Here is a 19,389-nt window from a genome sequence, read left to right on the forward strand (position 1 = left end):
TTTCCCTACTACCTTTGTAAGTCGTGTCACATTTAGTGTGATGTCAATCCGAAATCATAATCTGACCGCAAGGTTGGAGATAGGACTTGACATGACAGTTACGAAATCTTCAAAGGTGGCGCGTCACGCTTCTGATACCGCGAGACAGCAAAACAAGAAGCACCGACCTACTTCTCGCGCTTGGCTGATCGTTGCCTTGTTGGTGATTTTTCAGATCATTGCATTTGCCGACAAGGCAGTGCTTGGGCTCGTCGGCCCCTATGCAATGGCAGATCTGGGGTTGAATGCCACGCAATTTGGCTTCATCGGCAGTGCGTTCTTCTTCCTTTACGCCATTGTTTCGGTTGTGACCGGAATCCTGGCATCCAAAATTTCCGTGCATTGGATTCTCTTTACTCTGGGCGTTGTCTGGGCAGTGATGCAGTTCCCGATGCTTCTTGGCGGCGGTGCTGCGGTACTGCTGGCTACCCGCATCATCCTTGGCGGTGCGGAAGGGCCAGCCACTGCGATGTCGTTGACCTCGGCGCATACCTGGTTCCACCCGTCGCGTCGCGCGCTTCCGTCCAACCTTGTTGCCATCGGTTCCACAATGGGACCCGTATTCGCTGCTCCTTTTATTGCGTGGGTCATCGGAATGTGGGGTTGGCGCTGGGCCTTCGGTGCGTTAGGAATCATCGGCTTGGTCTGGATTGTCTCCTGGTTGGTATTAGGCGGCGATGGACCATATCGACAGGGCAGCGGGGATAAAAGCGCAACGGATGCAACAGATGCAACGGATGCTAATTCCGCCGAAGGTTCTGCCGTTGTCGAAGAAGCTGCGGCAGAAGAAGAAACAGAAACCGATAAGGTCGACGACCAAAAGCCCGTTAATATCTGGCGTGCTCTATTTAGCGTGGCATTCTTTGCAGCGTTGTTCGGCGCAATTTCAAACTTCTGGGTACAAGGCTTCCTCACCACGTGGTTGCCTCAATATTTGGGAACCGTCTTAGGCTTCTCACTCGCAGAAGTTGGCGTGTACACCACATTCCCATGGGTCTTGGGAGCACTAGTGCTTTTGATTATGGGTGCTCTTGGGCAGCGCTGGATGAGTCGCGGAGCTAATGCGCACGTAGCAATTGCGGTGCCATTTGGTTTATCCACCGCTATTGCCGGACTGGCATTCCTGTTGATTCCAAGTTCATCTGGTGTCCTCGGCGTTATCTTGCTGAGCATCGCCGGAGGCTGCAGCCTGGTCTTCCCGATGACTGCCTCGGCGATTGGCTATGCCGTGGGACCAAAGCAGCGACCAATCATGATGGCAACCCTGGGCGGCTTTGGTGCCTTCGGCGCAATTGTCTCCCCAGTCCTAGTCGGCTGGTTGATGACTGCAGCGGGATACGTCGCTCCCGAAAACGGTGCCGCTCCTTCCGGAGAGATGGTTGCGGCCATGACAAGCGGTGTCAATACCGCATTCATCATCACTGGAGTTCTGCTGGTCACCGCAGGTGCTGCCGCGGCAATCTTCCTTCGTCCCGAAAGGTTGGGACGAAAGCTTCAATCTCAGTACGTCCCTAAGGCGTCGTAGCTTCACACTCACCGCATTCTTGCGAAAGGAAATATCATGACTTCCACAGTTCCAAACACTTTTGATCCAAAGGTCTTCCGCGAAGTAATGGGCAATTACCCCACCGGAGTGGCCATCGTTACCGGCCGAACCGACGACGGAGAGCTCCTAGCATTGGTCGTGGGAACCTTCGCTTCCGTGTCTTTGGACCCACCGCTGGTGTCTTTCATGCCCATGAAGAGCTCACGTACCTTCCAGAAGCTACGTAATTGCAAGTCTTTGTGCATCAGCATTTTGGGCGGCGAACAACAGTCTGAAATGTTGGCTGTCGCCCAACGCTGGGAAAATAAGCTAGACGGGATTGATTGGTACCCTTCCCCCTCGGGTGATCCAATTCTGCGCAATGCAATTGCCTGGGTGGATACGACTATTGCCGAGGTAGTAGAGGCCGGCGACCACTGGATCGTGTTGTGCTCCGTTACCGACCTGCAAATTACTAACACGGTTCCACCACTGCTTTTCTTCCAAGGTGGTTATGGAAACTTCGCTGGCCTGGATTCCGGTTCACGCATGAGCAATGAAATCTTGCCCGCGATTCACGCAGCCCACAGTCAAAGTGAGCAATTGCGGAACCTAGCAGAATCGATTGGCTGCGAAGTCGCTGTCTACGTAGCTGTTAGCGATGATGAGCTGGCCACCGTATTTTCTGCACTATCCGCAGATGCCACTCGCGAAGGTGGATTGGCTAGCCGGGTTCCTTTGGTTCCTCCGATTGGAGATAGCTACCTCTTCGATAAACCTGTGGAGCTGCAAGAGAAGTGGATCGGAAAATTGCGCAAGCCTTCCGATGAAATTCGGGAACTCCACCAGCGCCGTTTGAAGTACATGCGCGATCATGGCTACCTGTTGAATTTTCTTCCTGAGAAAGATTCCAACGCATATGACCAAATGAATCGAGCAACTCGAGAGTACAAAAAGGCCGTGCTCACACCGCTCGAAGAGCGCAGCATCCGAGAAACGATCGGATCCACCCCAGTCGACTATGAGCCTCGGGATATCGTCGCCGGTGAGACCTACCATGTCGGTTCCGCTGTCTTCCCAGTTCGAGATCCCTTGGGCAAATACACCATGACCCTTCGCTTGTCTCAGCTCCCATGTGGCGTGAGTGGGGCAACCATTCAAGATTGGGTAAAGCGCGCACGCACTGTTATCGACGCCATCGAAAGCTCCGAAGAAACCGCTGAATAAGCACAGGAAGAAGGTAAGCCAATGACTGAAAGTCAGTTAGCTGAGCTAGCGCGCCGGGTTGATGTATTGGAAGCAGAGGCAAATATTCGTCGCATTCAAGCGCAGTATATGTTCTTGTGCGATACACCCTGCCCAGTATTTCCACCTATCGATGATGCCGAACGTATCGAGCGCATTGTGGATTTGTACACAGAAGACGCAGTATGGGAAGGCGTTGGGGAATACTATGATGGCCAATTTGGCCGAGCCGAAGGCAAGGATGAAATTCGTGCGCACTTCAACCGCTTTTGGGCCGTAGATCAGGAGCCGAAACTTCTGTTAAATGCGCACTATCTCACCTCAGAACAAATCAATGTGGACGGTGATGAAGCCACTGGTCTGTGGATTCATATGCAGCCGTGGTTGTTCTCAGATGGGACCGCGCTGCTTCGTTCCAGTCGTTTGAACAATGCTTTTCGACGCAGCGATGGAGAGTGGAAGATTACCCGAACTCGTACAGAAAACGTTTTTGTGGCGCCTTTACCCAAGAATTTTGCTGAGGCATTTCCCAGCAGTTCAGTTCTATTGAAATAACAGTAAGAAGGCGGGGCCAGATCAGAATCTGATCTGGCCCCGCCTTTGTGCGTAGCTTTTAGCTACGCCGAGAGATTACAGCTGCCTACTAGTTGAGACCAAAGGTCCGGCGTAGCTCATCGGTGAAATTATCAATATCTTCTTGGGAGATGAGCGGCGGTGGGTTGCTATTACCATTGCCACGACTATTGCCGCCGCCATTATTGCCGGAAGTATTACCACCATCACCGGAGCTGTCGCCGCCGGAATCGTTAGAGGATGGTGCGGTAAAGCCCGAACCGTCGGAGATCTGCAACGTGATCTCGGCGCCATCGGCAAGCCCATCGCTACCGGTCAGGGCACGAACTACGGTGCCGGATGCCTGGGCGTCAGGGACGGAGATAACACGTACCTTGTACCCTTCGCTTTCCAAGCTTTGACGCGCAGCGCTTTCAGTGCGCCCGCGCAGGGACTCTAAAAGACCTGAGGACTTGCCGCGGTCATAAGCGCGGTCGTAGCTCGGGATAGTGCCCTGCGTGGCGGATTCAAGCTGCGTGGCCATACCGAAGAAAGTGCGCGCAGGCTCGGTGCCGCCGAAGAGCGTACCGCTGCCACACTGGCGCACTGGGTTGGTGCACAGCGGGGAAGTGTTGGTGCCGTCATTGTAGATATACGGAGCTGCGGCCAGACCAGAGTTGAAGCCTAAGAATGCCGCGGACTGGTTGGATTCCGTCGTACCGGTCTTAGCGGCAATTTCGCCATTCCAGCCCATTTGGTTGGCGGCGTCCTCCGCGGTACCAATCTTGGCATCCTCGGTCATAGCATTAGCCAGTGCATCGGCTGCGCCACCGTTCATCACACGCTCACACGGAGTGGACTCAACGTAGACTTCGTTACCGTTGCGGTCTGTGATCTTGTCAATCGGATCAGGTTCACACCAGGTGCCATGCGATGCCAAAGTGGCACCAACATTGGACAACTCCAGCGGGTTTACCGCAGTAGGGCCGAGAGTAAAAGAGCCCATGGGAGCTTCTTTGGCGTAGTCCGCCAGGGAGTACTCCTCGTTGAAGCTGCCCTCATCGGTGTAGCTGCGCAGACCCAGCTTCACAGCCATATCCACGGTTGCTTCAATGCCCACCTGTTCTTCCAATTGGATAAACGTAGTGTTCGGAGAATGCGCCAGAGCTTCTTCAAAAGTCATGCGCGGCTTATAGGTGCCTGCGTTTTCCACGCAGTAGCGATTGGCAGGACAGTTGTCTGCGCCGCCGTAACCTAAGCCTTCGGCGTCATACCGAGTGGGAACATCGAGCATATTCTTAATGCCATAGCCAGCTTCAACTGCCGCAGCAGCGGTAAAGACCTTGAAGACAGAGCCAGCGCCGTTGCCGACCATAGAATACGGCTGAGGCAGCAACGTTTCATTTTGATCCAGGTCCAACCCATAGGTGCGCGAAGAGACCATCGCGAGCACGTCACGGTCAGTTTCCGAAGGACGCACCACGTTCATGACCGACGCAACGCCGGCGGCATCAGAGGACGTCTGAGCATTGACAGATTCCTTGGCCCGGTCTTGTACGACTGGGTTTAACGTGGTGTCGATGGTGTAGCCACCGCGCGATAGCTCTTCGGTGCTGATGCCGCGCTCATCGAGATACTGGAGAACATAATCACAGAAGAAACCGCGATCGCCGGCGCCGATGCAGCCATTGGGCAGGTTGTTCGGGCTATCGAGCACGCCTAGGGAATCAGTATTGGCTTCATCTGCTTCAGCCTGAGAGATATAGCCATTAGCGACCATAGATTGCAGCACGGTAGCGCGGCGCTTGAGTACTTCTTCTGTATTGGTATACGGGTTTAAGTACTCAGAGGACTGCACCATGCCGGCCAACATTGCTGATTGTGGCAAAGTTAGCTCATTAGCTCCGACGCCGAAGTAGGTACGAGCAGCAGCTTCGATGCCATAAGCATGGTTACCGAAGGGGACGAGGTTGAGGTAGTTCGCCAGAATCTCGTCTTTGGTCAAGGTTCGGTCAATCTCTGCGGCCATGCGCATTTCCCGCAGCTTACGCGGAATCGACTGCTCCGTCGCAGCCTGGCGTTCTTCGTCCGTTTCGGCATCGACCAGCAAGAGATAGTTCTTTACGTACTGCTGGTTTAGCGTGGACGCGCCCTGGGAGACATCCCCAGCTAATAGGTTGGTCGCTAGCGCGCGGAAATTGCCTTGAATGTCCACGCCTTCATGCTCGTAGAAGCGATGATCTTCAATGGAGACGATCGCGTCTTTCATATTCTGCGAGATCTGGTCGGGCTCGACCGGATGACGGCGCTGGTTAAACAGGTAAGCCATGTTATTGCCCTGGGAATCACGGACCGTGGTTACCCCCGGGATATTGCCCGCTTCCAGCGCCTCGATGTCTGATTTCATAGCGCCGGATGCCTTGGCGACCGCAACGCTGGACAAGCTCGCTGCGGGAGCGAGCGCCACGGCGATGAGTAGGCCAATGACAAGGGTGACCAAAGAGATTCTTCCTAGAGCTTTCACCCCCAATACCCTACAAGGTCTGTGCTCGGGACGAAACAAATTAACTCCCCCCCCTAAAGCGTGACGTGTTAGACAGCTTGCGAATGCTGTGAATACACTTACTACCAGAGCGTGAATACGCTTACGTTAAAAGATGTGTGTGGCTAAGCGGAAGGAGCGCCAAGATGACCGTGAGCTTGAATACGTCAACTCAGGCCGGAACCTACAATGCAACCCCGGAACGTGGGGAGTGGGTGACGCAAGCTAAGTGTCGAAATGGTGACCCTGATGCACTTTTTGTGCGCGGTGCAGAGCAGCGTAAGGCTGCCGTCATTTGTCGTCACTGTCCGGTAGTTAATGAATGTCGAGCAGATGCATTAGATAACCGAGTGGAATTCGGAGTCTGGGGTGGGCTGACAGAGCGGCAACGCCGTGCGCTATTGCGCAAGAACCCGCACATCACCAGCTGGGCTGAGCATCTTGCCGAAGGCGGGGAATTGGACGGGATTTAAACTTTCCGCTTCTTATTCCTTATATATCTGCTTTTATCTCCATAGTATTGCGCACTATTTCGCGAATTGATTCCACTGCTTGATTTGGGCAGTGGAATTTTTTGCTTCCCCCGCTTTGCGCCCACTTGACGCGTGCTGGGGCAGATTTGTTTAAGATGGGGCCATGAAGAAATGGGAATATGCAACCGCTCCAGTCCTTACTCACGCCACCAAGCAGATCCTTGACTCGTGGGGTGAAGACGGCTGGGAGCTCGTAACCATCACGCCAGGTATGAATCCAGAAAACGTCGTTGCTTACTTCAAGCGAGAGGTGCAGTAAAGCATGTCATTTAAGGCTCGTCTCGAAGAGCTCGGCTACACCTTGCCGGCCGTGGCTAAGCCATTGGCATCGTATGTTCCAGCAACCGTAGTGGGAAACCAGGTCTGGACTTCCGGCCAGTTGCCACTGGTTGACGGTGCACTACCTGCCTCCGGCAAAGTTGGCGCTGAGGTTTCCGCTGACAAGGCACAAGAGCTGGCGCGTACCAGCATCCTCAATGGCCTAGCAGCTATCGATGCCGAGGTGGGCCTGGATAACGTCACGCGCGTTATCAAGGTTGTCGGCTTTGTCTCTTCTGCCCCAGATTTCACGGGTCAGCCAGCAGTTATCAACGGTGCTTCGGATTTCATCGGCGAGGTATTCGGTGATGCTGGTGCTCACGCTCGCTCCGCAGTGGGCGTTGCGGTGCTGCCTAATGATGCCCCGGTGGAAGTAGAACTCATCGTGGAATTCGCAAAGTAATAGGCTAGGCTGACAAATATGGAGCATCCTGCATACAGTCAACTGCGTCCTGTCACGCAGCACGCCGGTGTAGTGTTGTGTGATAACCCCAGCTACACAGCGCTTGAAGGTACAAATACTTGGATCATCAAAGGCGATGAGGATGGTGCCGCGATCGTTGTCGATCCAGGCCCAGATGATGAAGGTCACCTCAACGTAGTTATCACGCAATCAGGTGGTGACGTAGCGCTAATCTTGCTCACGCACCGCCATGATGACCATGCGGCTGGAGCACTTCGTTTGCGTCAGTTAACGGGTGCCCCAATTCGGTCCTTTGACCCTAGTTACTGCAGCAAGGATGCCGAGGCTTTGACCGACGGAGAAATCATTTCTCTTGATGGCATTAGCCCCACTGTGGAAGTAGCTCACACCCCAGGGCACACCAGTGACTCGGTGAGCTTTTTTGTGTGGGCTAGCCAGCCGCACGAATCGGAGCTGGAAGGCATCGTCAGCGGCGATACTATCGCAGGACGTCACACCACCTTGCTCTCTGAGACCGACGGTGACCTCGAAGACTACTTAGAATCTTTGGACATGTTGGAAAAGCGCGGCAAGAATGTGCCATTGTTGCCCGGCCACGGACCGGATCTTCCTGATGTCTCCGAGGTGGCGCGCAAGTACATTGAGCGCCGTCACTTCCGCTTGGAACAGATTCGGGGATTGTGGGCCAAGTACGGCAAAGACGTTGACCTGCAAGTCATGATCAATGAAATGTACGACGATGTGGACCCAGTTCTGCGCCATGCTGCGGAGCAGTCCACGCGTGCTGCGTTGAAATATTTAAACGCACACCCGGAAAAGGTTTAATAACCGAGAGTTACCGAAAGCCGTAGCTAGCAAAAAGACCCAGTGATAATCACTGGGTCTTTTCTTATCGGACTGAAGTGCGTGCCAGCCCGATAACAGGCGCTAAAGAGTTTTCGGAAGCAGGTTTCTAGCGAGCACGCTTTGCCAAGTGCTCGGTATCCACGATGACTACGGACTTGCCTTCGAGGCGAATCCAGCCACGGTGAGCAAAGGTAGCCAATGCCTTGTTGACGGTCTCACGCGAAGCGCCTACGAGCTGCGCGATCTCTTCCTGGGTCAGGTCGTGGTTAACGCGCAGCGAGCCGCCTTCTTGGACACCGAAGCGGTTAGCCAGCTGCAACAACGTCTTGGCGACACGGCCAGGAACGTCGGTGAAAATGAGGTCTGCCAACGAAGCGTTGGTGCGACGCAGGCGACGTGCCAGAACACGTAAGAGTTGCTGGGCAATGGCAGGGTGGTCCGCGACCCATTGCTTGAGCATCTCGGAGTTCATGGTTGCTGCCTGAACCTCGGTGACACACACTGCCGAGGAGGTACGTGGGCCTGGGTCGAAGATGGACAACTCACCGAACATATCGGATGGGCCCATGATGGTCAGCAGGTTCTCACGGCCATCGGGAGCGTGGCGAGCCAGCTTAATCTTGCCGGCGGTGATGATGTACAGGCGGTCGCCTGGCTCACCTTCTTCGAAGATGGTGGTGCCGCGTGGGAAACGCACGGTTTCCATCTGCTCAATCAAGTTATTGACAGCTACCGGGTCGACACCCTGGAAAATACCAGCGCGCGATAGAATTTCCTGTACGCCTTCCACGTGCGTCTCCTTTACTCTTAACGCCTCAAAATCTATAACACTCCACATCCTACAGTGGAATTAGTCACTTTAGTGCAATTCCCCCCAACTAATCACGAAACTCCCGCTTAGGGAATTGTTGGGGTAGGGGATGTAGTGCTTAGCTATCAAGCACTTTTGTTTCGAGTTTTTCCATCAGGATGGCAAACAGTGCTAACCCGACGGGAACGAGGACTACTAAAACAATCATGTCTTAAGTTTAACTAATGAGGAATCGATTAAGTTCCCAAATCTCGATTTCTATCTAAATAGTTTAGCGGTCTAAGGAGATTTGTCATGGTCAATGCCCACCGTGCGGAATATATCAACGAGGTTTTAACGCAGACTTATCCCGATGCCCATTGCGAACTAGATTTTACTAACGCGCTGGAGCTGACCGTCGCCACCGTGTTGTCGGCGCAGACGACGGATGTGCGCGTTAATCAGGTAACACCTGATTTATTTAAGGCTTATCCTCGCGCGATTGATTACGCCCAAGCTGATGTCACAGACATTGAAGACATCATCCGTCCGCTGGGCCTTGCGCCGTCGAAGGCCAAGCGTTTAGTGGGATTGGGACAAAAATTAGTTGGCGATTTCGACGGTGAGGTGCCAACGAGCATCGCAGATTTAACCTCACTTCCGGGCGTGGGCCGAAAGACGGCGCTGGTCGTGCGCGGTAATGCATTCGGGCTGCCGGGCTTGGCGGTTGATACCCACGTCAAACGTGTTGCCTCGCGTTTAGGTCTGGCGCAAGGCGCGACTGAACTCAAGGTGGAAAAAGAATTGTGCGAGCAACTCCCAGAAGCAGAGTGGACGATGTTTTCTCACCGGCTCATTTTTCACGGGCGCCGTTGTTGCACCGCGAAGAAACCTGACTGTGCCGGTTGTCCGCTGCGGGATGTGTGTCCATTTCCAACGGCAGATTTTCCGGTAGCAAATGATGCTAGTTAGACTCAAAGAAGGATTTCCGGCACTGAGCTAAAAGAGGTACGTGGTGAAAAAGAGCGTTGTCCTTTCCATTGTGGGCGCGGTGGTGTTAACCATCGGTGTCATCATGGCGGCAATGTCCATTCTCAACACGGACTCTGCGGATTTAAACGCCGACGATCCGGCAGCGATGGAAACGTCCCAGGAGGACGTTTCCTCAGAGTTTCAGGCGCCGGAAAATGGGGATGAGGGGGCATCGACAAGCGATGTGCCACAACGCCCTGACTGCCCGCCAGGCCCTGTCGCTGGCGTTGACTTACCGTGCCTCGGCGGGGAAGAAGCTGGCGATGAAGCAACGGATGAAGGAATCTCCCTGGTCAATATTTGGGCCTGGTGGTGTGAACCATGCCGTGAGGAATTGCCCTACTTAGAAGAAATCTCCCAAAGCCACCCTGAGTGGAATGTGGTTGGCGTGCACGCTGATGCCAACGCGGGCAATGGCGCAGCTTTCCTTAATGACCTGGGCGTGGATATGCCCAGCTACCAAGATGAGTCCAACCTTTTTGCAGGAACCTTAGGTCTGCCTGGGGTTATTCCCATTACCTTGCTGGTGGTGGATGGCGAAGTGCAAGAACAGTTTATCCAACCGTTTAAGTCCGCAGAGGAGATAGAGACTTCCGTCACGGAAGCGCTGGCTTAAGTGGCTAGGATGGGGCCATGGCAGAAAAGTTCCCCGTTGCGGATTCTCCCGGCATAAATACCACGCTGATGCCTGAGAATGCACCGGAATGGTTGCGTTCGGCATTGCATGTCACTGGTGAGGACGTGGTGGAAACCATCGGCAAGCGAGCGCAGCAAGACGTGTTGCCCTCGCCGAAATCTGCGGCTGTGTTGATGCTTTTGGGTGGCGAAAGCCTCGAAGACGCGACGGTATTGCTCACGCACCGCTCGCCGCACTTGCGCTCGCACTCTGGGCAAATTGCTTTTCCCGGCGGCAAAATTGACCCGACTGATGTCAACCTCGTCGACGCTGCTTTGCGCGAGGCGTGGGAAGAAACTGGCCTGGATCGCACCTCTGTTACACCGCTGGCGCACTGGGGTGAAACCTTCGTGCCGGTGCGCCGCAACCGTATTAATGCGGTGCTTGCGCACTGGCACACCGCCTGCCCGGTGGGTGTGGTCAACCCTGAAGAAGCCGATGATGTTTTTGTCCTCCCCGTTGAACAACTACTGGATCCTGCCAACCGGTTGTCGTTGGCGTGGGATCAATGGACCACGCCGGCGTTTCGGATCAATGGCTACATCATCTGGGGTTTTACCGCGGCGGCACTGACGACTTTATTTAATCAAACCGGCTGGACACGCGAATGGGATCAAACAACCCACTGGGATTTGCATGAGACCATCGCGGGCTCGCGAAATAATGAGCGGAGAGTCTAGTAAAGTTCTGTAGGTTACGCAGTAAACGCTCAAGGGAGAAGTTGTGGATCCAGCGTGGATAGTTGATGGCCTCATCGTGGTGGCCGTCCTTGTAGCGATGGGTACCGGCTGGCGCCAGGGCGGATTTGCGTCCTTTTTAGCAGGCATCGGAATTTTTGCCGGCCTGGTTGTGGGCCTGGGTGTAGCACCCATGGTGCTCAAAATTACTGACCAGGTGGGCATTAGGTTTTTACTCGCCATCGGCATGCTGATCTTGCTCATTGGCTTAGGCCAGCTGCTGGGATCGGCCTTAGGCCATGCCATTCGTGACCGGATGAAGACCAAGTCTGCGCAGCGCATAGATTCTTCCATCGGTGCGGTCTTGATGGCGCTATTTTCCATCGTGCTCATCTGGCTGATAGCTACTCCCATGGCCGCGGGGTTAAATAATGAGGTGGGCAAGGGCTTACGCGAGTCCGCCATTTTGCGCGAGGTCAACCGCGTGATGCCCGCAGAACTTTCGCAAGTACCGCGCAGCATTGCGGGAATGCTCAATGAGTCCGGGCTGCCACCGGTGATGATGCCGTGGGAAGATGGCTCTTCTGTTGACGTGGAAGAACCGAATATTGAAGTCGCGAACCAAGATATGGTCCAGCAGGTGCGGCCTTCGGTAGTGCACGTGATTGCGGATGCTGATGGTTGCCGACGCCGCATGATGGGCTCTGGGTTTGTCACCGCGGACAACTATGTGGTGACCAACGCGCACGTGGTCGCCGGTACGCAGACCGCCTATGTGGATACGGTCTTAGGCATTAAAGAAGCCCGCGTGGTCTACTACAACCCCGATGTGGATATCGCGGTGCTCAAGGCAGAAGACTTAGGGCTGGAGCCATTGCCGTGGGCTGATACCCAGGCTGGCACCGGTGATGATGCCGTGGTGATGGGCTTTCCACATTCCGGGCCCTTTTCTGCCACTCCGGCACGCGTACGCGAGCGCGTCAATATTGCAGGTCCCGATATTTACTCCAATGACCGCGTCGAACGTGAATCTTATATCCTGCGCGGCACCGTGGTGCAGGGCAATTCCGGCGGCCCGTTAATCTCCCCGGATGGCCAAGTGCTGGGGCTTATCTTCGGCGCTTCGGTCGATGACACCGATACCGGCTACGCGATTACCGCCGAGGAAGTCCGCTCCCACATTGGGGATGTCACCCAATACCAAGACTCCGTCAACACCCAAGAATGCGTGGCGCAATAGGCGCACTCGGCGCGCACGAGACGCCAGATCGGCACAACAGAAGCCCGCACCTGGAGGCTAGATGCCTTCGGAAGGTGCGGGCTTGTGTGCGATACGGGGCGAGATTAGGACTCGTGTAAGCCGAGGTTTTCGCCGGTACCGATTTCGATGTGCATGCCGGGAACCGAGGTGATGAGGTTTTTCGTGTAGTCCTTGGAAGGATTATCGAAGATGTCATCGGTGCTGCCTTGCTCAACCACAGCACCCTTTTGCATGACCACGACATCATCTGCGGTTTGGCGAACCACAGCCAAGTCGTGGGTGATGAAAAGATAGGACAGGTTCAGATCCTTTTGCAGATCCGCCATCAGCTGAATGATCTGGTTTTGCACGAGAACGTCCAATGCGGACACGGCCTCATCCAAGACAATGACATCAGGGTTGAGGGCGAGCGCGCGGGCGATGGCAATGCGCTGGCGCTGACCACCGGATAGTTCATCTGGGTAGCGGCGCATGGCCGAACGGGGCATCGCGACCATGTCCAAAAGCTCGGCGACACGGGCTTCCCGGGCCTTGCGGTCACCGACTTTGTGCAGGCGCAGGGGCTCTTCGATGCACTTGAAGATGGAATAGAGCGGATCCAGCGAGCCATACGGGTTTTGGAAGACCACTTGCATTTTGCGGCGCAGTTCAAACAGCTGCTTGTTGTTGAGCGTTGAGGTATCTTGCCCCTCATAGGCAATGGTGCCGGAGGTGGGCTCCAGGAGGTTTAAGACCATATTCGCCACGGTGGATTTACCCGAACCGGATTCACCCACCAACGCCAAGGTTGAACCGCGGCGTAAGTCGAAGGAGACATTATCGACGGCCTTGAACTGTTGCTTCTTTCCACGGGAGTCACGGACGTTGAATTCCTTGGTCAAATCCCGCACCGAAATTACGGCTTCTTCCGAGCGTTCTTCGGAAGCGCCAGCAATGAGTTCCGAGGTCTCCAGCCCTGCCTCACGCGCTGCTCGAATACGCGATGATGCCAGCGACGGAGCGGCGGTCACAAGGCGCTTGGTGTAGGCATGCTGCGGGTTTTGCAGGATCTGGCGCGATGGGCCAGATTCCACAATGCGGCCGCGGTGCATCACAATGAGGTGCTCCGCACGCTCAGCAGCTAGACCCAAGTCGTGGGTAATAAATAGCACCGCGTTGCCTAGGTCTTTGGTCAAGGTTTCTAAGTGGTCCAGAATTTGTTTCTGAACGGTGACATCCAGCGCGGAGGTCGGCTCATCGGCAATGAGCAATTTCGGGCGCGCAGCCAAACCAATGCCGATGAGTGCACGCTGGCGCATACCGCCGGAGAATTCATGCGGGTATTGTTTTGCGCGTGCCGCGGCATCGGGAAGCCCTGCTTCTTCGAGGAGCTGTGCCACGCGCTCTTTGCGCTGTGAACCCTCGACCACGTGATTAGCCTTGAGAGATTCTTCTACCTGGGTGCCAATGCGCCACACCGGGTTGAGGTTGGACATCGGGTCCTGCGGCACGAGACCAATATGTGAGCCACGAATGCGCTCATAGTCTTTGTTGCTAAAGCCAGTGAGGTCTTCACCTTCGAAGATGATCTGTCCTTCGGTGACTTTGCCGTTGCCAGGAAGCAGACCCAGAATCGACATGGCGGTGGTGGATTTACCGGAGCCGGATTCACCCACGATAGCCACGGACTGGCCGGGGTAGATGGTCATGTCGACGCCACGGACTGCTTCGACGATGCCGGTCGAGGAGGAAAAGGCGATCTTGACGCCCTTCATCTCCAACAATGGCTGTTCAGCGTTGTGTTCAGTCATGGTTATCGCTTCCTTGCCTTGGGATCGAGCGCGTCGCGGACAACGTCGCCCATCATGATAAAGCTCAATACGGTCAGAGCCAGAGCGCCAGCGGGGTAGAACAAGACCAATGGCTGTTGACGCAGTGATGCTTGAGCCTGGGAGATATCTCCACCCCAGGAGACGATGGTTGGTGGCAGACCAATGCCCAGGAAGGACAACGTTGCCTCAGCCACGATGAACGTACCCAGTGCCACGGTGGCGTAGGAGATAATCGGTGCGGCCGCATTGGGCAGCACGTGGCTAAAGAGGATGCGCCAGCGCGAGGCACCGATGGAGCGTGCCGCCTGAACGAATTCCTCGTTCTTGATGGACATCACGGCACCGCGGGTAATACGCGCAATGCTGACCCAGCCGAAAAGTCCCAGGACTAAGACCACGGTGACAATCGTGCGGTATTCCTTGAACATCTGCATCACCACAATTGCTGCAAGCACCAGTGGGATGGCAAAGAAGATGTCAGTAATACGCGACAAGATGGTATCTACCCAGCCGCCGAAGAAACCAGCGATGGAACCAATGAGAGCACCGACAACGGTGACCAAAGCGGTGGTGAGAACACCCACGAGAACAGAGGCGCGGGCGCCGTAGATAACGCGGGAGTAGATGTCACAGCCTTGGCGGTCGAAGCCAAAGATATGCCCAGCTTCCGAAGGATTCAAAGACCGACCCAAATCACATGCGCGTGGGTCAACGGAGGTAAAAAGCGACGGGAAAATAGCCAGCAGGAGGGCAATCAAAATCATGACGGATGCGACCCAAAACAGTGGGCGCTTGCGCAGGTAGCGCCATGCTTCTGTCCACTGTGAGGAGGGTGCGGATTCATCCTTGACGGCATCTACTGCGCCGAGTCCGGTTTCATCTGTTTCCGCGATGAAGTGACCTTGGCCAGGGCGGCCATGGGTTACCAAGATTTCTTCGCCCAGTTCTTGGGGGTCTGTATTGCGATCGATATTAGGCATAGCGAATCCTTGGGTCGAGTACCGCGTAGAGAAGGTCAACCAGCAGGTTGGCGATGATATAGATAACTACGAGGACGGTGGTAAAGGACACGATGGTGGTGGGCTCACCGCGCAAAATAGCTTGGTAGAGCGTGCCACCGACGCCGTTGATGCCGAAGATGCCTTCTGTCACGATGGCACCGGTCATCAAAGAACCGAGGTCGGCGCCGATGAAGGTGGCAACGGGAATCAACGAGTTGCGCAGCACGTGGCGGGTCATAACGCTGCCACCGGACATGCCCTTGGCGCGGGCAGTACGTACGTAGTCGGCCCGCATATTTTCACTGACTGATTGTCGCGTCAGTCGGATGATGTACGCACACGAGAGTGCGCCCAGCACAATGGCCGGCATGAGCAGTGATTGGAAAGATTCATCTCTACCGACGGTCACCGGTAGTAAATCCCAGCGAATGCCGACGATGTACTGGAAGACAAAGCCGGTAACGAAGGAAGGAACTGCAATAACCAGCAGGGAGACGACCAATACGGTGGAGTCGAAGAATCCGCCGCGGCGAATACCAGAAAATACACCGAAGGCAATGCCAAAGATGGTCTCAAAGATAATGGCCATGAAAGCCAGTTTGAGTGTTACTGGGAAGACATTTCGCATGACCTCAGTAACAGGCACTCCGGAGAAGGTCGTGCCAAAGTCGAGGGTCAAAATTCCCTTGACGTAGAGTAAGTACTGAACGATAAACGGTTTGTCCAGGTTGTATTCTGCCTCAATGCGTGCCCGCGCGGCGTCAGTCAAGCCGCGGTCACCACCTAGTGCCTCTACCGGATCACCAGGCATGAGGAAGACAAGTGCGTAGATGAGCAAGGTTGCTCCGAAGAACACCGGAATCATCTGGAGCACTCGTCGCCCAATGTAGCGCAACATATATGTGTCCTTTACAAAATTGTGGTTCTAACTACCGATTCCGCAACGTTTCTAAGTCACCAAGTCGAGTTGTTGTGACCTATCTTAAGTCCACGCCCGTCTTAGTGATAATCGGCACAACCCCCAGTTAGGTACCGATTTTCTATCCGAAACTAGTTTAATGGGTGTCGCGTCCTACAGTGTGGCAAGTGAAAATTAATAAGCTGGGCTAATTCTCCACGCGAGCACACCATGTCCCATAACGCGGGAAAATGCCCGTGAGGTTTTATGGATTCGGATACCCCAAATAGAGGGCAATCCTTAGCTCTTAAGTCAGGGAAAGACTCGTGCTGGGCAGGAGTGGACATAGCTAAGCCCTCGCTATCCGATGCGGGCGGAGCGAGGGCTTAGGTCTACAACATGTCCCAAGTAGGCCGCAAGACTAGTGGCGGGTTAGTTCTTGGTGATGTCGGTGTACATAGGGACAGAGTCCCAGCCGAAGACGACGTTGTCGACATTTTCGGAGTAGCCAGCGGTTACGTTTGCGTACCACAGTGGGATTGCTGGGAGGTCTTCAAGCAAGATCGACTGGGCTTCCTTGAAGATTTCTGCTGCTTCCTCAGGGGAGCCGGCCGCGTCAGCCTCACGGATCTTCGCATCGAATTCTTCGTTGGAGTAGTCGCCATCATTGGAACCAGCGCCGGTGCCGTACAAGGCGGCGAGGAAGTTGCCCATGCCTGGGTAGTCAGCCTGCCAGCCGGTGCGGAATGCGGAGTCAATGGTGCGGTTGGTTACTTCATCGCGCAGGGACTTGAAGTCTGGGTATGGGTCGCCGACAGCTTCAATCTCCAAGGTGTTTTTGATGGAGTTGGCTGCTGCATCAACCCAGGCCTGGTGACCGCCGTCAGAGTTGTAGGCAATGGCAAACTCAGGGGAAGACCACTCATTCATTTCATCAGCCTGTGCCCAAAGCTCCTTGGCCTTTTCCGGATCGTATTCCAGAACCTCATTGCCCGGAACGTCCTCGGAGTAGCCAGCTACAACCGGAGAGGTGAAGTCATGGGCTGGGGTGCGGGTGCCTTCGAAGATGGTCTCGGTGATTTCTTCACGGTCGATGGCGTGTGAGAGAGCTTGACGGCGCAGTACGCCTTCTTCTCCACCGAAGTGTTCAAGGTTTTCACCGATGGTAAACGACTGGAAGACTGCAGACGGCTGGTTGACCGCGCGATCGCCCAAGTCAGACTCGTAGACCGAGAATGCAGAGTCAGGGATCTGGTCCAGGACATCGAGGTTGCCTGAGAGCAGGTCAGCATATGCTGCGTCCTGTGATGGGTAGAAGACGATATCGAGGCCGTCATTTTGTGCAGCATTATCGCCGGGGTAGTCAGGGTTAGGGACAAGCAATGCGTTGGAGTTGTGGTTCCACTCTTCCAACATGTACGGGCCGTTGCCAATGGGATTTTCGCCGAAGGCGTCCATGTCGTCGAACGCAGATTCAGGAAGTGGAGCGAAGGCAGAATAGCCAAGGCGCTGTGGGAAGTCCGCGGTAGGGGCGTTCATGGTGACCTTGAAAGTCTTGTCATCAATAACCTCAAGGCCCTCGAGCTCGTCAACGCCTTCCTCTGCATAACCCTTAACTGGTTCGAAGAAGTAGGCGCCCAGCTGTGCGTTTGCTACAGCGTAGTTCCAAGCATCAACGAAGGAATTGGCGGTGACGTCACTGCCGTCAGTGAACTTCCAGTCCTTCAACTTGATGGTGAACTCGGTATTATCGTCATTCGCCTCAATGGATTCCGCAACTTCGTTGTAGGTTTCGCCCTCGGCGTCATATCCCACGAGGCCGGAGAAGAGGGAGTCAACAATTTTGCCGCCACCAACTTCGTTGGTGTTGGCAGGAACGAGTGGGTTTTGTGGCTCAGTGCCGTTGACCAGGATGTAGTTGTCACCTCCGGAGGACCCGCCGTCGGAGGACGCAGAGTCGTCGGATGATGAATCGGAGCACGCCACGAGGGCAAGCGAGGTTGAGGCTGCAGCAAGCAGCGCGATCGTCTTCTTGATCGTCATGAGGGGTGACCTCCCGTTGAGATGAAAAAACCATGAGCCAAACCTGTGATGGGGCTTGGGGCAAATCTACCTTGTGAACGGGAACACAGACAAGAAAAACGAGATCTGCCCAGCTTGAATAGTATGAGTCTCACTGTATGAAACTGGAAACTACCTGCGAGGACAGTGAATTATTTTGCAAAAAATGTATTGTGTCGCACCCCGTTTAAGGGGTGAGACGTAGCCAACTAAAAATCGCGTCCACAAATCCTGTGGGATTTTCCATGTGCGGCATATTCTTCGCTTTCCGGATCATTGTTTCCTCAAAGCCGGATGCAGTACGTGCTCGGGCGCGACGGATTACAGGAAGCCAGAGCCGTTGGCCTGAATGCAGAAACAGCACGGGAGATTCAACGCGGCGTTCTAGCCAGCGCAGCGGCACGCCAGAGGTCAGCAGTCTGTGGTTGTATACGGTGCCGCGCTGCACGTTGCCAATTTGCGAGGCGGCATGCCGAAGACGTAGAAATTCTTCATAAATTAAGGCATTGTTTTTGCGGAACTTTGAGGAGGTATTGTTGTCCAGCTCTGCCTTGTAAAATTTCTGCGGGACGGTGCGCACGGGTAAGCGACACCAGATGGAGCTGACCAGAAGGTACATAAAATCCCACGGCCGTGCGGCAATGCTGCGCCGAAAGTCGACGGGGAATGCACCAGAAATGCTCACGACACCGCTCACGCGCTCTGGCTTATCGATGGCCACAGACCACGCCAAGGAGGCCCCTGTGTCATTGCCGGCCACGATGGCTGTGTCGTAGCCCAGCCCTTGGATAACACCGGAGATATCACCGGTGAGTGTGCGGATGTCTTGGCCGCCGCCTGCCGGTGGCTTATCCGACATACCAAAGCCGCGTAGATCTACTGCTGCGACGCGGAAACCTTTGTTGGCTAGTGGTGCGATGACATCTCGGAATTCAAACCAGCCACCAAAAGAACCGTGGATTAAAACGATTAATGGGTTGCCTTTTTCGCCTGCGGTCACCACGTGCAGTCGGATGCCGTGGGTGTGGACGAATTCATGCTCAAAGTCGCCTTTGAGTTCAACCACGGAAGGAGACAGAGGCTGGGAAGACAAATAGGGTCCTTAACGGTTGTAAGTGGCGGCTTCTCAGCCGCCGCGCGAGTAGTCGCAAAAAATCC

General features: G+C 54.8%; 18 protein-coding genes. 11 read left to right on the top strand and 7 right to left on the bottom strand.

Going from position 1 to position 19,389, the window contains the following annotated elements; translation table 11 throughout:
* The first annotated feature begins 91 nt into the window (after nucleotides 1-91).
* Genes CAMM_RS01510 through CAMM_RS01520 form a run of 3 tightly spaced genes read left to right on the top strand, consistent with a single transcriptional unit; the run spans nucleotide 92 to nucleotide 3,364 of the window.
* On the top strand, nucleotides 92-1,564 hold the full coding sequence (locus CAMM_RS01510) for an MFS transporter (protein WP_040354768.1): 1,473 nt from the start codon (nucleotides 92-94) through the stop codon (nucleotides 1,562-1,564).
* 36 nt (nucleotides 1,565-1,600) lie between these two features.
* Nucleotides 1,601-2,791 (top strand): flavin reductase family protein, encoded by a 1,191-nt coding sequence (locus CAMM_RS01515; RefSeq protein ID WP_040354772.1) that lies wholly within the window; start codon nucleotides 1,601-1,603, stop codon nucleotides 2,789-2,791.
* A 21-nt stretch (nucleotides 2,792-2,812) separates the two neighbouring features.
* Nucleotides 2,813-3,364: a nuclear transport factor 2 family protein gene (locus CAMM_RS01520; protein WP_003846097.1), complete on the top strand. Its 552-nt coding sequence runs from the start codon at nucleotides 2,813-2,815 to the stop codon at nucleotides 3,362-3,364.
* Nucleotides 3,365-3,452: 88 nt separating this feature from the next.
* On the opposite strand, the gene CAMM_RS01525 is transcribed toward CAMM_RS01520, so the two are convergent.
* Nucleotides 3,453-5,885, bottom strand: a complete 2,433-nt coding sequence (locus CAMM_RS01525; RefSeq protein WP_147581023.1) for a transglycosylase domain-containing protein — start codon at nucleotides 5,883-5,885, stop codon at nucleotides 3,453-3,455.
* Nucleotides 5,886-6,049: 164 nt separating this feature from the next.
* Between CAMM_RS01525 and CAMM_RS01530 the strand changes: the two genes are divergently transcribed.
* From CAMM_RS01530 to CAMM_RS01545, 4 genes are all read left to right on the top strand, one after another.
* Nucleotides 6,050-6,376: a WhiB family transcriptional regulator gene (locus CAMM_RS01530; protein ID WP_040354775.1), complete on the top strand. Its 327-nt coding sequence runs from the start codon at nucleotides 6,050-6,052 to the stop codon at nucleotides 6,374-6,376.
* Nucleotides 6,377-6,539: 163 nt separating this feature from the next.
* Nucleotides 6,540-6,695, top strand: a complete 156-nt coding sequence (locus CAMM_RS12830) for a Sp36 family protein (protein WP_003846100.1) — start codon at nucleotides 6,540-6,542, stop codon at nucleotides 6,693-6,695.
* Between the two features lie 3 nt (nucleotides 6,696-6,698).
* Nucleotides 6,699-7,157, top strand: coding sequence for a RidA family protein (locus CAMM_RS01540; protein WP_003846101.1), 459 nt, complete (start codon nucleotides 6,699-6,701; stop codon nucleotides 7,155-7,157).
* A gap of 18 nt (nucleotides 7,158-7,175) precedes the next feature.
* Complete coding sequence (locus CAMM_RS01545) at nucleotides 7,176-8,003, top strand: MBL fold metallo-hydrolase (protein ID WP_003846104.1); 828 nt, start codon at nucleotides 7,176-7,178, stop codon at nucleotides 8,001-8,003.
* Between the two features lie 127 nt (nucleotides 8,004-8,130).
* Here CAMM_RS01545 and glxR read toward each other — a convergent pair whose 3' ends face one another.
* Entirely contained in the window at nucleotides 8,131-8,814 is a 684-nt protein-coding gene (gene glxR / locus CAMM_RS01550; RefSeq protein WP_040354777.1) for a CRP-like cAMP-activated global transcriptional regulator GlxR, read from the bottom strand.
* 315 nt (nucleotides 8,815-9,129) lie between these two features.
* On the opposite strand from glxR, the gene nth reads away from it, so the two are divergent.
* Genes nth through CAMM_RS01570 form a run of 4 tightly spaced genes read left to right on the top strand, consistent with a single transcriptional unit; the run spans nucleotide 9,130 to nucleotide 12,439 of the window.
* Nucleotides 9,130-9,786, top strand: coding sequence for an endonuclease III (gene nth / locus CAMM_RS01555; protein ID WP_003846108.1), 657 nt, complete (start codon nucleotides 9,130-9,132; stop codon nucleotides 9,784-9,786).
* 43 nt (nucleotides 9,787-9,829) lie between these two features.
* Nucleotides 9,830-10,462 carry a TlpA family protein disulfide reductase gene (locus CAMM_RS01560; protein WP_040354779.1) on the top strand — a complete coding sequence of 211 codons (633 nt, stop codon included), beginning with the start codon at nucleotides 9,830-9,832 and terminating at the stop codon, nucleotides 10,460-10,462.
* A 17-nt stretch (nucleotides 10,463-10,479) separates the two neighbouring features.
* Nucleotides 10,480-11,202, top strand: a complete 723-nt coding sequence (locus CAMM_RS01565; RefSeq protein WP_003846113.1) for an NUDIX hydrolase — start codon at nucleotides 10,480-10,482, stop codon at nucleotides 11,200-11,202.
* Nucleotides 11,203-11,245: 43 nt separating this feature from the next.
* Nucleotides 11,246-12,439 (top strand): MarP family serine protease, encoded by a 1,194-nt coding sequence (locus tag CAMM_RS01570; RefSeq protein ID WP_003846115.1) that lies wholly within the window; start codon nucleotides 11,246-11,248, stop codon nucleotides 12,437-12,439.
* 104 nt (nucleotides 12,440-12,543) lie between these two features.
* Here CAMM_RS01570 and CAMM_RS01575 read toward each other — a convergent pair whose 3' ends face one another.
* The 5 genes from CAMM_RS01575 to CAMM_RS01595 form a co-directional block, all read right to left on the bottom strand.
* A complete protein-coding gene (locus CAMM_RS01575; RefSeq protein WP_003846116.1) occupies nucleotides 12,544-14,250 on the bottom strand; it encodes a dipeptide ABC transporter ATP-binding protein in 1,707 nt (568 codons plus the stop codon).
* Between the two features lie 2 nt (nucleotides 14,251-14,252).
* The gene (locus CAMM_RS01580; RefSeq protein ID WP_003846118.1) at nucleotides 14,253-15,251 is read right to left on the bottom strand and encodes an ABC transporter permease; all 999 of its coding nucleotides are present in this window, start codon (nucleotides 15,249-15,251) and stop codon (nucleotides 14,253-14,255) included.
* Entirely contained in the window at nucleotides 15,244-16,170 is a 927-nt protein-coding gene (locus CAMM_RS01585) for an ABC transporter permease (RefSeq protein ID WP_003846119.1), read from the bottom strand. The genes CAMM_RS01580 and CAMM_RS01585 overlap by 8 nt, the downstream gene beginning before the upstream one ends.
* A gap of 432 nt (nucleotides 16,171-16,602) precedes the next feature.
* Nucleotides 16,603-18,213 carry a peptide ABC transporter substrate-binding protein gene (locus CAMM_RS01590; RefSeq protein WP_003846121.1) on the bottom strand — a complete coding sequence of 537 codons (1,611 nt, stop codon included), beginning with the start codon at nucleotides 18,211-18,213 and terminating at the stop codon, nucleotides 16,603-16,605.
* Nucleotides 18,214-18,418: 205 nt separating this feature from the next.
* Complete coding sequence (locus CAMM_RS01595; protein ID WP_040354783.1) at nucleotides 18,419-19,324, bottom strand: alpha/beta fold hydrolase; 906 nt, start codon at nucleotides 19,322-19,324, stop codon at nucleotides 18,419-18,421.
* Nucleotides 19,325-19,389 lie beyond the last annotated feature (65 nt).

Origin of the sequence: Corynebacterium ammoniagenes DSM 20306 (assembly GCF_001941425.1) — a bacterium.
Lineage (GTDB): Bacteria > Actinomycetota > Actinomycetes > Mycobacteriales > Mycobacteriaceae > Corynebacterium > Corynebacterium ammoniagenes.

Coding starts and splice junctions, on each gene's coding strand:
- CAMM_RS01510 (WP_040354768.1), top strand. CDS start 92: ATGACAGTTACGAAATCTTCAAAGGTGGCGCGTCACGCTTCTGATACC.
- CAMM_RS01515 (WP_040354772.1), top strand. CDS start 1,601: ATGACTTCCACAGTTCCAAACACTTTTGATCCAAAGGTCTTCCGCGAA.
- CAMM_RS01520 (WP_003846097.1), top strand. CDS start 2,813: ATGACTGAAAGTCAGTTAGCTGAGCTAGCGCGCCGGGTTGATGTATTG.
- CAMM_RS01530 (WP_040354775.1), top strand. CDS start 6,050: ATGACCGTGAGCTTGAATACGTCAACTCAGGCCGGAACCTACAATGCA.
- CAMM_RS12830 (WP_003846100.1), top strand. CDS start 6,540: ATGAAGAAATGGGAATATGCAACCGCTCCAGTCCTTACTCACGCCACC.
- CAMM_RS01540 (WP_003846101.1), top strand. CDS start 6,699: ATGTCATTTAAGGCTCGTCTCGAAGAGCTCGGCTACACCTTGCCGGCC.
- CAMM_RS01545 (WP_003846104.1), top strand. CDS start 7,176: ATGGAGCATCCTGCATACAGTCAACTGCGTCCTGTCACGCAGCACGCC.
- nth (WP_003846108.1), top strand. CDS start 9,130: ATGGTCAATGCCCACCGTGCGGAATATATCAACGAGGTTTTAACGCAG.
- CAMM_RS01565 (WP_003846113.1), top strand. CDS start 10,480: ATGGCAGAAAAGTTCCCCGTTGCGGATTCTCCCGGCATAAATACCACG.
- CAMM_RS01575 (WP_003846116.1), bottom strand. CDS start 14,250: ATGACTGAACACAACGCTGAACAGCCATTGTTGGAGATGAAGGGCGTC.
- CAMM_RS01580 (WP_003846118.1), bottom strand. CDS start 15,251: ATGCCTAATATCGATCGCAATACAGACCCCCAAGAACTGGGCGAAGAA.
- CAMM_RS01585 (WP_003846119.1), bottom strand. CDS start 16,170: ATGTTGCGCTACATTGGGCGACGAGTGCTCCAGATGATTCCGGTGTTC.
- CAMM_RS01590 (WP_003846121.1), bottom strand. CDS start 18,213: ATGACGATCAAGAAGACGATCGCGCTGCTTGCTGCAGCCTCAACCTCG.